The following is a 12,638-nucleotide window of genomic DNA, read 5'->3' as shown; positions in this document are numbered from 1 at the left end:
CCTCATAAGTCAATGCCCATGTCGGGCGTACACAAGGCGCTGCTACGGAAAAATTACTCGCTGGCGCTCCCAAATTTCCGCAGAGCGCGGCGTTATAACTTTTATTGGAGTTTGAGTGAGAAATAGAAATCATGAGCTATCAGAGATTCTCGTTGGTTTGATCGGTGATCTAACTATTTCAGTTAGTATCATTCGTGAATATGAAGATAAGCCTTATATGCACAAACCAGAATTAGTAGCTAGTCGACAAAGTATTTGGAGACTGTGTTTTAACTCAATTGTATTAAACTGCTGCAAGTACGTTGAGTTAAATCGTAAGTACTCTCGTGAATTTAACGAAATGACTCCTGAGTTGAATAAAATTCGGGGGCAGTATAACGAGCTAATTACTAGCAACAAATCACTGTTAACCTTGCGAGATGACTACGTGGCTCATATTAACTCACTGAAAACAAAAAAGTGTCTAACACCAGACGAAGTACAAAATCATATTATCACTATGATTGGTGGTGGGACTAATGCGGCAGAGTTTCTAGATTGGATATGTCCTGATGATTATGAATCATCTAACCCGAATGAAAGTTTAGTCGGGGTAGTGACGCAGCTAAGAGACCTACTGGTATCAAAGTTATAACAAAGCATTTAAGAGTGATTCGCAACGCTTGGCAGTATGATGATACTTGAAAATGGAAATATTGTAGATGCGAATGGTAAAGTTACATTTGTTAGCATTGCAGCATTTGAATCTGACGTTTGTAGTTTAAATATATGCTTTCTTTGTACGAAAGTTCTAAACCCACAGAATCAGAATAAAGAGCACATCATACCTAATTGGATTCTAAAGCGATTTGACCTTCACAATGAAGCCGTGAATTTACCTAATGGTTCAAAATATAAATACAACCAATATGTGATTCCCTGTTGCATCGAATGTAATAGCCTACTTAGTGCTGAATTGGAAACTCCATTGAGTAAGGCGTTTTCAAGAGGTTTCGATGATTTGGTTAATTATATTGAGAAGAAAGGATACTTGAACCTTTATTTGTGGATGGCGCTTCTATTTATTAAAACTCATGTTAAAGATCAGTCTCTACGAATGTACTTAGATCGAAGGGTTGAGTATTCATCAATCGCAAAAGGAGTAGGTTATGAGTGGGAAAGTTTTCATCATGTTTATTGTTTAAGCCGTGTGCCCTATACCCAAGCAACATTAGAACAAAATTGTGTAGGATCTTTCTTTATTGTTCCGGTTGAAAGTATTGATGCAGAAAAAGAGTTTGATTATATGGACGTCTCTTACGCAAATACTTCAGGAGTTATTATTGGAGGCATTGGCATTATTACTGTATTCGGCGACGCTGGCGCCGTATATAATCAGATCCAACCAACAGTTATAAATAAGTTAAGTGGTTCAGTTACAAATATGCAATTTAGAGAACTTGTTGCTCACTTCGCCTGTTGTAGTTTACATCTAAAGAATAACCCCAAGCACTCTACTATTTCGGATTCCTCGGGAGTTCAACCTCCACGTATGATATGTACTTTGTTAAATTCAAATCCTGAATTTGAAAATTATAATGACCTAGTATTTGGTAGTTTGATGGACATGTTACTAGGCGATCTACTTGATGGTAAAGTTGCTTTACCTGACTTTCGAGAAAAGTTGAAATCAGGTCAACTATCCATACTTTTTGATAGTTCGGGGCAAGTGATTGCGCATAACAAGAGCTTTAAACGAAACTATGCTCCTCACCCGATTTAGTGGACACCTCATCATTACTTTAAGGAGGCTAATATGCCTAGATATACCCAATCTAGAAAGACATATTTTTACCCCGCTAATTTCAAAATCAAAGCAGTCAAACTTAGCTTACGAGACGATACCGAATTAAAGGACGTTGCCGAGGCGTTAGGTGTTCATCTGTTAATACTGAGTACTTTGCAAAAATATCTAGAAGGTATTTTACTGTGCCGAATGGCACTAATTTATCGGATCTACACTGGCAATTAGCCTAAAGTGTTAATTTTACTGCCATCTACACTCACGCATATTTACTTTGTCGTTTATAAAAAGTACACCTTCTGATAATAATTTTTGACGCTGTTCTTGGTACTTGTTACTGCCTACAGGGAACGCTATTTTACCTTGGCTGTTTACAACACGATGCCATGGAATAACCGAATCACTTGGCATTATTTTTAATAAACGGCCAACTAAACGTGAGTTTTGCGGAAATCCAGCCAACGTAGCAACTTGACCATAGCTTGCTACTTTTCCTGCTGGGATACCGGCTATTACAGTATAAATAAGGGTTTCTTTTTCAATATCCATTTTTATCAGCGTAAGCCTTACTTAGTTGTTTAAATTGCTCCCATACAGTGCGTGCCACAGGGCCATGATGAATAGCATGCTGCCTAAACGCTCTTATTTGTGCGCTAAATTTATGTTCGCGATCTGTAATATGGATTTCTTGTAATAAGCCTGCTTTTATTTCAGGTTTGCAATGCTCTAGGCTCATCATTGCCCATCCGGCCCCTGAAAGTAAAAACGATTTTAAAGTTGCTACATCGTCTATTTTCATCATTGCAGAACCTTTAGAGTAAGATAGCCTATCGCTGTCTATGCTTAAATCGCTTTCAAACATAGCTAAACACGGATAGGTTTGTAATTGTGTGTATGTTAACTGTTGGGGTAATAACCCTTTAGCACTTACTATACCAATATCGAGCTTACCTATGGGCACGCTTTCTAAGTCACCTGTAGCATGAAATAAATCAAACCAGGGGCCAATACCTAACTCTGCTTGCCCACTATTAACTTGTTCTAATGATACAAACCGTTTGCCACTGGTAATACAAAACTCTGTACTCGTAAACTGCCTAAAAGTATTACTTATGATCTTGTTATAACTTTGTTTATGACAGAGCTGTTCGTAACAAATTTGATATTGGGGTTCATTTCCTAACGAAAGCTCTTCTGCGAGTTTGGCAAGCTCGTCATTTGCATGCAGTAACTGTTGTGCCTCACGATGAAAAATACGTCCTTTTTCAGTAAGCTGTAACCGGTACTTAGTTCTATCTAGCAGCTCAAAGCCTATTTGCGCTTCTAAGTTTTTTATAGCCAACGTTAGCGCGGGCTGTGTTTTATGAAGCTTTTGCGCAGCACCGCTCAAACTTGCGCTTTGCACTATGGCATCTAATATTACTAATTGATTCAGCTTCATATACCGCCTCAAAACATTATAAGTAAAACTTATTGAGTATCTAAAATTTAATGAATTTTATTTTATATGTTTGCAGCGTATCCTGCACTTACTTATTTTGCCAATATTGCAACGGAGAAGACATGAAACTCTTTCGTCTATGTTTACTAACAACGACCCTACTTAGCTTAATTGCCTGTTCTGAGCCAGAACAACAAGTTAAAGAAGAGCCCATTCGCCCTGTTAAGCTGTTCAATATTGGCCATGACTCTCAAATCAATATTCGTAGTTTCCCAGCTGAGGTGGTTGCAAACCAAGGATCTTACCTTGCATTTAGGGTAAACGGAGAACTTATAGAGTTTCCGGTTCTTGCTGGGGAGCACGTTGAAAAAGGCGATTTACTAGCCAAATTAGACCCTGAAGATTTTCAACTCCAGTTTGATGAACGTAAAGCACGTTACGAACTAGCAAAATCGCAACTGAGCCGAATTGAACAATTATTCGAGAAAAAAATTACCAGTCAATCTGAGCTAGACCAAGCAACCGCCAATATGCAAATTGCTGAGTCGGCATTTAAAATTGCTGAAACCAACCTAGAGTACAGTGAATTGCGAGCCCCTTTTGCGGGCACTGTTGCCAAAGTGTTTGTAAAGAATTTTGAAAATATTCAAGCTAAACAAAATATTTTGCGCCTAGAAACGCGTGATTTAATGGACGTAGAAATTCAGGTTCCTGAAAAAATAGTGGCACGATTCAAAAAAGGCACTGATTACCACCCTACTGTTAAATTTGATGGTTTTGAAGATAAAGAATACTCGCTCGATATTAAAGAATGGGACACTCAAGCCGACCCAGCAACACTCACTTATAAAGTGGTGTTTTCGTTACCCGTGCCTGATGACTTTAACTTACTAGCAGGTATGACTGGCCGCGTTTTAATTGATTTAAGTAAAGTAACACGTTCGCAGGTTGCTTACACAATACTCCCTATTGAATCGGTTTTTTCTGATCCACAAGAAGCAATTAAAAATAATGCCTATGTTTGGCTTTATGATGAAAATACCGGCCAAGTCCATAAGCAAGCTGTTGAAGTTGGCCAATTACACCATGATGGCATAGAGGTACTTAGCGGTATTAAAGAGGGCCAAATTGTGGTGTCTGCGGGTGTTCACTCGATTGAAGAAGGCATGAAAGTTCGTCCATGGAATAAAGAGCGAGGCTTATAATTATGAGCTTTGCACAATTTTCTATAAAGAAAAAAGTAATTAGTTGGATGTTTGCCCTGCTGCTTTTAATTGGTGGTAGCGTATCGTATTTTGATTTAGGCCAGTTAGAAGACCCTGAATTTACACTTAAACAGGCCATGGTTATTACCATGTACCCTGGCGCATCACCGCAGCAAGTCGAGGAAGAAGTTACTTTTCCACTCGAAAATGCAATTCAACAGTTACCCTATGTTGACCACGTGACTTCTATTTCATCCAACGGGAAGTCGCAAATTGCCGTGGAAATGAAGAGCACTTATCGAAAAGAGCAACTTCGCCAAATTTGGGATGAAATGCGTCGTAAAATAAACGATCTTTCTCCGTCTTTACCCAGTGGTGTTTATCCAAGTACAATTTTAGATGACTTTGGCGATGTATATGGTGTTTTATATTCTGTTGTAGGTGATGGCTATTCTTACGATGAACTAAAAGACTACACCGATTATTTAAAGCGTGAACTGGTATTAGTTAAAGGGGTAAGCAAGGTAACGATTGCAGGTGAGCAACAGCCGCAAGTAATGGTAGAAATATCTACCCGTAAATTAGCCCAACTTGGTATTGCACCTAGCCATATATTTGCTTTGTTACAATCTCAAAACACGGTGTCTAACGCGGGTAAAATTAGAGTGGGCGATGAGTCGATTCGTTTTCATCCTACCGGCGAATTTAAAGATGTTAAAGAACTTGAAACTCTGCTGATTTCTAAACCGGGTGCGAGCGAGCTTATTTATTTGGGTGATGTTGCCGAAGTATTTAGAGAGTACGCTGAAGTACCCACTAATGTAATTAGATATAACTCTGAGCAAGCGCTATTAATTGGCGTATCGTTTATGAATGGCGTTAATGTGGTTGATGTGGGTAAACGTATTGATGCTCACTTAGCAGAACTTGAGTACCAGCGCCCGCATGGTATTGACGTGAATGCTGTATACAACCAGCCAAAAGAAGTAGAAACCTCGGTAGACGGTTTTATTGTTAGCCTGCTAGAAGCAATTGCGATAGTAATTGTGGTACTCCTTATTTTTATGGGCCTTAAAAGCGGTATTTTAATAGGCGGTATTTTATTACTAACGGTTTTAGGCACCTTCATTTTTATGAAGTTGTTTGCCATAGACTTACAACGTATATCGTTAGGTGCGCTTATTATAGCCCTTGGTATGCTGGTAGATAACGCCATAGTGGTTACCGAAGGAATTTTAATTAACCTAAAACGTGGCCAAACCAAACTTAAGGCCGCAGTTAACATTGTGGAGCAAACTAAATGGCCACTGTTAGGTGCAACTATTATTGGTATTACTGCATTTGCGCCAATTGGTTTAAGCTCTGACGCAACCGGTGAGTTTGCGGGCAGCTTGTTTTGGGTGTTGTTTATATCGCTGTTACTTAGCTGGATAACCGCTATTACTTTAACTCCATTTTTTGCAAACCTTATGTTTTCAGAAAATGAATTTAAAAAAGATAAAAACACCGAAGACGATTCAGATAACGACCCATACCAAGGGTTTATTTTTACAGGCTATAAAGCACTATTAGATTTAGCAATGCACTATCGTAAGTCAACAATGATCCTCATGGTTGTATTACTGTGCAGTGCCGTAGTGGGTTTTGGTTCGGTTAAGCAGTCGTTTTTCCCTGCATCAAACACACCTATGTTTTATGTAGATTACTGGCAACAACAAGGTTCGGATATTCGTGCCACATTAGATGGCATAAAGAAGCTTGAAAACTATTTGCAACAAGAAGAACTTGTAGAAGAAGTAACAAGTACAACCGGGCAAGGTGCGCCGCGCTTTATGCTTACTTATGCGCCTCAAAAATCTTACTCGTCGTATGGACAACTTATTATAAGAGTAAAAAACCGCGAAGCAGTTGCGGTTGTTATGCAAAAAGTCCGTGATTATTCTCAAAATACACCGTTATCAGCTCAACTAAAAATAAAGCCTATGGAGATTGGGCCTTCTACTGATGCAAAAATAGAAGCCCGTTTTACAGGCCCTGACCCTGTCATTCTTAGAAAACTCGCAGCTGAAGCTGAAAAGCTTATGGCTCAAGATGACGGCGCATTTAATATTCGTAATGATTGGCGTGCGCGAACCAAAATGATTCGTCCACAGTTTAACGAGCAAAAGGCACGACGCTTAGGAATAAGTAAATCAGATTTGGATGATGTGCTGCTTACAAGCTTGTCGGGTAAACAGGTGGGTGTATACCGTGATGGTACTCAATTACTGCCAATTATTGCGCGCTCCCCTGCTAATGAGCGTCTTAATGTAGATAGCGTTCATGATTTACAAATATACAGCCCTGTTTTAGGTGTATTTGTACCAGTAACTCAAGTGGTAGATGAGTTTATAGTTGAATGGGAAGACAGCCTAATCATGCGTCGCGATAGAAAGCGGACAATAACGGTAATGGCCGACCAAAATGTGCTAGGAGATGAAACAGCCGCTAAATTGTTTGCCCGAGTACGTGGCCCTGTTGAATCTATAGAGCTACCTCATGGTTACTCATTAGAATGGGGCGGCGAATATGAATCTTCAAGCAAAGCTCAAAAAGCTATATTTGGGTCTTTGCCGCTTGGCTACTTAGCTATGTTTGCTATTACGGTTTTACTGTTTAACTCATTAAAACAGCCTCTTGTAATTTGGGCCACAGTTCCACTGGCAATTATTGGTGTCAGTGCCGGTTTGTTAGCAATGAACGCGCCGTTTAGTTTTATGGGCCTACTTGGGTTATTAAGCTTAAGTGGTATGCTCATTAAAAATGGCATTGTATTAGTCGACCAAATAAACCTTGAGCTAAAAGCGGGCAGCTCACCTTACCAAGCGGTTTTTGATTCTGGGGTGAGCCGTGTGCGGCCTGTAGCAATGGCTGCAATCACTACAATACTCGGTATGATCCCTTTGCTGTTTGATGTGTTCTTTCAATCTATGGCGGTCACAATTATGTTTGGTTTAGGCTTTGCGACCATACTTACATTAATAGTAGTGCCTGTTTTATATACTATGATCTTTAGAATTGAATACCAACCACGTAGATAAAGACATATTAAGTGTTTAACTAAATAAAAATGCCACAGCGTAAACTGTGGCATTTTTTATAACTTAAATTAATACAGTGGTAATTGCTTAGCTTATTTTTTTAAACTTAGCTTAGTGCGTGCGCCTGCTTTATTGCTAGATGCACTATTTGCTTTCGCCGTTTTTGGTTTACCAACATAGGTTGTAGATCGCTTTTGATATGGTGCATTAGTTCGATTATTTTTTTGCTCATCGCCTCGCTCTTTTTGCTTATTACGACGAGGGTTTTCACCCTGAAAGTCGCGCTTAGGTGATATAGCAGCATTTTTATCAACTTGCTTGTTAGTATCTATCGAGTGTTCTTGGGTTTTGCCTGAGTCAGCAATTGAGTCGTTTATTTGCGCCATTTCAACATCGGATAAATGACGCCATTGACCCACTTTTAAGCCTTTTAATGTTACATTCATAATACGAGTGCGCTTTAAAGTCACCACCTCGTAACCTAAATACTCACACATTCGGCGAATTTGGCGATTTAACCCCTGAGTTAAAATGATCTTAAATTCTTTAGGGGCTGTTTGTGTAACCTTACACTTTTTAGTAACAGTATCTAAAATAGGAATGCCGTTGGCCATTTTAGATACAAATTGGCGGTTAAGGGGCTTGTCTACGGTGACAACGTATTCTTTTTCGTGGTTATTACCCGCACGCAAAATTTTATTTACAATGTCGCCCTCGTTAGTTAAAAATATTAACCCTTCAGAGGGTCTATCTAGGCGCCCAATTGGAAATATACGATCGGGATAATTAACCGCTTTGACAATATTGCTTTGAATTTTACGTTCGGTTGTACACGTTATACCCACCGGTTTATTGTAGGCAATATAAACGCGTTTAGGTGGTGTTTTTAATGGTTTACCATCGACCAATACTACATCGGTTGCTGCAACCTTCACGCCCATTTCTGGCGCATTACCATTAACTGACACACGACCTTGCTCAATATATTTATCGGCTTCACGGCGTGAACAAAAACCTGTTTCACTAATAAATTTATTTAAACGTTTTAATTCGGTCATATCACTTAATGGTATTAATTTTTTAGGGTCGCTAGTGTATACCCAAACCACCTAAAAATGCGAGTTATGCCGCCGATTTAATGTCGGTTAATTTGCGCCACAGCACTTCAAGCGGCCCTTGTTTAAAATAACGACTATAAAATAACGTAAATAATAACTGCACAGCAACTAAGCTGCCAGCAACTAACCAGTAATCTATTCTGTTAAAGCTAAGTATCCACTCTGGAAATAACACTCTATAAATAAGCAATTGCATAACTGTTTGGCTTATATACAGTGTGAATGCCATGCGACCCGCCTGCTGTATTAGTTTGCCAAACTGTGGGCTATTATTACAAAACTTAACAATTACATGAATATAAAGCCCTGCCATACACAGAGCAGCGAACATGTTAGAAATTTCTTGTAAACTCATCCCCAAACCACCAGTAAGCGTTGATGTGCTTAGTCGTATACTACAAAATATAAGTACACCTAAGCCACACACCCACAACTGCTGATTTGATAGACCTTTGTTAAATATTCCCTCTTTATACGCGTAAATGCCAATTAGCATGATGCCAACGCACATCCACATCGTCATTAGCGGCACTGTGATTAGCATAAGGATATTTATAAAAAGATTTTCATTAAAGTAATCACTGTAATGAGGACTAAATAACTCAATAAACTTGGCAGAATCACGAAAGCTCTGATCGTCAGGAATAGTGAACAACACTAAAAACGTAACAACCGCCGAGAGCCCAGTAAACTCAAGCCCTCTTTGCAATAGCTTAGGGTTGTCGGTGTCTAGATATTTAATAATAAACCAGCCAGACACCCCATAAACAAACAAAATATCACCAGCCCAAAGTAAAAAGCCATGTATAAGACCAAAAATTATGAGCCAATATAATCTACTTTTTATTTGCACCGATGATTTAAAGCGCTGCCATTGAATATACAAACCTGCGCCAAAAAGTAAGCTAAACAGCGTTCTAAATCGGCCTTCTATAAACAGTATATTAAAATATTCAATGATGGTGTCGCTTACAGGGGGGATGGTTAAAGGCACATAACCAAATTCCATAAAACCAAAGGCATAGCCATTCATAAACACTAAGCCAAGCACGGCAATGCCGCGAATAAAGTCCATATTATAATTACGCATTAAAGCTGTTTTCCGTTAAATATTATTTTTATAGCTGTCGGCCCAGTCAACCGACTTCTGGTAAAGCTCTGGTAGTATATCACTTTGTATATTTAAAAATATAACAGCTTGTTCGAGTGCCCACCAGCTGCCGGTTTCGTATGCTTTAACAACTTTTAAAATGTAATACAGTGTGTTTTTTTCTTCGAGCAAGGCTGCTTTTATATCATCCTGGAAAGGTAATTTTTCAACAAGCAAGCTCATTGGTTGATCTAATATAGCGTCAAGAAGCGAAAACAAGCCGGTTAAAAACGCCTCTCCTGACTGATGCTTGGCCACTTTTTTAGCAATCAATTCACAAAAGCGCGCACGGACGACGCACACTTGCATTAGCTCTGCAGGCTTTTTACCAGCGGTGTGAGCGGTAACAATTAAACTAACAAACTTTTTTAACCGCTCTTGGCCCAAATAAACCAGCGCTTGCTTTAAGGAGGCTATTTTACTTTGTATGGGAAATACGCCGCTGTTAATTAAACGTAGTAATTTATAAGCCAGTGCGGCATCCAATTCAAACAACGCTGCTATTTTGGTTAAATCTGGATTGGGGCCCATTATTTCAGCATATATTGCAACGACTAACCCGTAGTTATAATCAATGTCGTTGTGCTTCATCATGGTGGGTTTTGCAAAAAAGTAACCTTGAAAGTAATCAAAGCCCATGCCAGCAGCAACTTCGTATTCTTCCTGAGTTTCTATTTTTTCTGCGAGTAACTTAATTTGTTTGTGATCTTTGAGCTTTTTTATAATAGGGTGAATATCGTCTAATGGGGTTATGGTTATATCAAATTTAATGAGTTTAACCAGCTTTAAAAAGCGATCCCATTGCGGTTTATATACAAAGTCATCAAGGGCTAAATTAAAATTACTATGAAAGAGCTCTCGGCATAACTCGTAATTTGTATCAGTGGGCTCTATGCTTTCAAGAAGCTCTATCACAACGTCTTGGCACGGTAAAAAGGCACACAGATCAAGCTCTAAAGATTCAGGCCCAATGTTGATGAGCGCTTTTTTACCAGAAGTGATATGGCGTGTGCCCAAATTAAGTTGATTTTCCATAATAAGCCTTGCAGTTGCCTGCCCTTCGGCTATATCAGGAAAAAAGTTTTTAGGACTGTCCCTAAAAAGTAGCTCGTAAGCAACTACTTTTTGACGCCGATTGAAAATTGCTTGCCTTGCAACAAATACAGACACTTTACCTACTTTATTTAATTCCATTAATACCAAGTTATTAATAGCGTAAATAATCTAAAATGTCACTTCGCTTAAGTTAAATTAAACAAACTTTATCGGTACAAGGTTGAAATGTAATCACTTGCAACCTGAGACCACGAAAAGCGTACTGCTTTAGCATTAGATTTTATTTGCTGCCATTTTTTGGGATGTTGCTTATAAAATGCTAGCGTTTCGGTTAAACATGAAAGCAAAGTATGTGTTTGCTCACGTAATGTTGCGCCATTAAAACTAAACCCATTTTGATTGTGTTTTACCGTATCTTTTAATCCACCAACACTATGTACCAAACAAGGTTGGCCTGCGCGCATTGCCAGCATTTGGCTTATTCCGCAAGGCTCAAACGAACTAGGCATTAAAAATAAATCACCTAATTGATACATTAAATCACCTACTTTTTGCGCATAACCTTTTAAAAATAGTAAATTTTCGTTACGTGCCATGGCTTTTGTAAACAATGCTTCTAGCGCTTTATCGCCAGAGCCTAATATGATTAAACGCCCACCCTGTTCATTAATACTATTACATACTGCGTCTATCGCAAGTTCACCATTTAATGGCTGACATAATAACAATACTTTTTGTTCTGTGAGTCTACCTACGCTTGTAACAATTGGCCCATTATTTGGTGTTGCTTTAAATTGCTTTAATCGTTGGTGCGCAATGTAGTGAACGCTTTCAAGCTGTTCGCTGTTGCTCATCCAAGCAAGTAAGCTTTTTTCTGCCTCGTTGTACAACTCGTCCATAACTGCATTTGCAACTTCCAATGCAGGGTATTCACAGCCATTCAAAATGCCGACCACTTTACCTTGTTCGGCTGCATTTTGTAGGTCTTGTTCAAGCCCCTCCCCACCAAAAAAGCCATCATTGTAATTACTGGGTTTAAGCACTTCTTGGCTGTAGGTAGGCGACACTAAATGAATTTTGTCTGCTAAATTAATGGCGCTTCGCATTGGGTTAAAACAATTTGCATACCTTGGGTCGCACAAGTGTTGCCCGTTGTAACTTAATGATGGAAACCAAGCTTCTAAGCTCGATTCATCGTGCTTAAAAGGCCTTATTCCTTGTAGTGCTATATTGTGCACTGTGTACGCTAAATGTATATCGTGTAAAGCACTGTAACGTGGCTCAAACTTAAGTAAAACAGCAACGCATGCGCTATGCCAGTCATGTAAATGCAGCGTACTAGGGCGTTTAAGTAGTCCTTGCAATAATGCTTCGCAAACAGCCGCATTAAATAGCGCAAACTTTGTTGCATCGGTTGCAAATGGCCTACCCGGTGCATCATTACAATAAACGCTACCCGATTCACTAAACATTGGGTGGCTTATTACAATTTGAGTTATGTTATTTTTTGTCTGATCCACTTTAAACAAAGTCATTACATGAGATTGAGCATTAAACGCCACGGTTACTTCACCTATGTAATGCCTATTTAATGGCTCAAATCCATAATCTGGGATCACCACATCAACCGATACGCCATGCTTCGCAAGAGCCTTCGGGGCATCACGGACTACATCTGCTACACCGCCTACTTTAGCGCCAGGTAACGCATCGTTCTCTGCTGCAACCATTAATACATGCATTAATTTACTACTTCCTTTGTTTTAATAAGCTCACCCGCTTTAGGGCAAGCTTGTTTTGCCTAA

10 protein-coding genes and 1 pseudogene are annotated in these 12,638 nt (G+C 39.2%); 5 read left to right on the top strand and 6 right to left on the bottom strand.

The features are described from left to right. Positions 1-217: 217 nt before the first annotated feature. From PS1M3_RS19125 to PS1M3_RS20105, 3 genes and pseudogenes are all read left to right on the top strand, one after another. Complete coding sequence (locus PS1M3_RS19125) at positions 218-634, top strand: hypothetical protein (RefSeq protein ID WP_238530294.1); 417 nt, start codon at positions 218-220, stop codon at positions 632-634. 36 nt (positions 635-670) lie between these two features. Further along, positions 671-1,762 carry an HNH endonuclease gene (locus PS1M3_RS19120; RefSeq protein ID WP_138739693.1) on the top strand — a complete coding sequence of 364 codons (1,092 nt, stop codon included), beginning with the start codon at positions 671-673 and terminating at the stop codon, positions 1,760-1,762. Between the two features lie 33 nt (positions 1,763-1,795). Continuing rightward, positions 1,796-1,960 (top strand): annotated as a pseudogene (locus PS1M3_RS20105) (IS3 family transposase); the annotation flags it as partial. A gap of 66 nt (positions 1,961-2,026) precedes the next feature. On the opposite strand, the gene PS1M3_RS19115 reads toward PS1M3_RS20105, so the two are convergent. Continuing rightward, positions 2,027-2,332, bottom strand: a complete 306-nt coding sequence (locus PS1M3_RS19115; RefSeq protein WP_008127844.1) for an MGMT family protein — start codon at positions 2,330-2,332, stop codon at positions 2,027-2,029. Beyond that, the gene (locus PS1M3_RS19110; RefSeq protein WP_008127847.1) at positions 2,322-3,224 is read right to left on the bottom strand and encodes a LysR family transcriptional regulator; all 903 of its coding nucleotides are present in this window, start codon (positions 3,222-3,224) and stop codon (positions 2,322-2,324) included. The genes PS1M3_RS19115 and PS1M3_RS19110 overlap by 11 nt, the downstream gene beginning before the upstream one ends. Before the next feature lie 122 nt (positions 3,225-3,346). Between PS1M3_RS19110 and PS1M3_RS19105 the strand changes: the two genes are divergently transcribed. Next, positions 3,347-4,429, top strand: coding sequence for an efflux RND transporter periplasmic adaptor subunit (locus PS1M3_RS19105; protein WP_008127849.1), 1,083 nt, complete (start codon positions 3,347-3,349; stop codon positions 4,427-4,429). Positions 4,430-4,431: 2 nt separating this feature from the next. Beyond that, positions 4,432-7,509 (top strand): efflux RND transporter permease subunit, encoded by a 3,078-nt coding sequence (locus PS1M3_RS19100; RefSeq protein WP_203987517.1) that lies wholly within the window; start codon positions 4,432-4,434, stop codon positions 7,507-7,509. 92 nt (positions 7,510-7,601) lie between these two features. On the opposite strand, the gene rluF is transcribed toward PS1M3_RS19100, so the two are convergent. The 4 genes from rluF to PS1M3_RS19080 all read right to left on the bottom strand — a co-directional run bounded on the left by rluF (position 7,602) and on the right by PS1M3_RS19080 (position 12,575). Continuing rightward, positions 7,602-8,567, bottom strand: a complete 966-nt coding sequence (rluF, locus tag PS1M3_RS19095; protein ID WP_203987515.1) for a 23S rRNA pseudouridine(2604) synthase RluF — start codon at positions 8,565-8,567, stop codon at positions 7,602-7,604. 64 nt (positions 8,568-8,631) lie between these two features. Then, positions 8,632-9,717 carry a DUF418 domain-containing protein gene (locus PS1M3_RS19090; protein WP_239104504.1) on the bottom strand — a complete coding sequence of 362 codons (1,086 nt, stop codon included), beginning with the start codon at positions 9,715-9,717 and terminating at the stop codon, positions 8,632-8,634. A gap of 15 nt (positions 9,718-9,732) precedes the next feature. After that, positions 9,733-10,947 carry an EAL and HDOD domain-containing protein gene (locus PS1M3_RS19085; RefSeq protein ID WP_033025164.1) on the bottom strand — a complete coding sequence of 405 codons (1,215 nt, stop codon included), beginning with the start codon at positions 10,945-10,947 and terminating at the stop codon, positions 9,733-9,735. A gap of 92 nt (positions 10,948-11,039) precedes the next feature. Then, positions 11,040-12,575 carry a glycogen synthase gene (locus PS1M3_RS19080; protein ID WP_008127864.1) on the bottom strand — a complete coding sequence of 512 codons (1,536 nt, stop codon included), beginning with the start codon at positions 12,573-12,575 and terminating at the stop codon, positions 11,040-11,042. Between the last annotated feature and the right edge of the window lie 63 nt (positions 12,576-12,638).

The sequence above is a fragment of the Pseudoalteromonas sp. PS1M3 genome, assembly GCF_016865405.1.
GTDB classification, from domain to species: Bacteria; Pseudomonadota; Gammaproteobacteria; order Enterobacterales; family Alteromonadaceae; genus Pseudoalteromonas; species Pseudoalteromonas marina.
The sequence above is the reverse complement of the archived record's forward strand: the minus strand, read 5'-3'. Positions and strand labels throughout refer to the sequence as shown.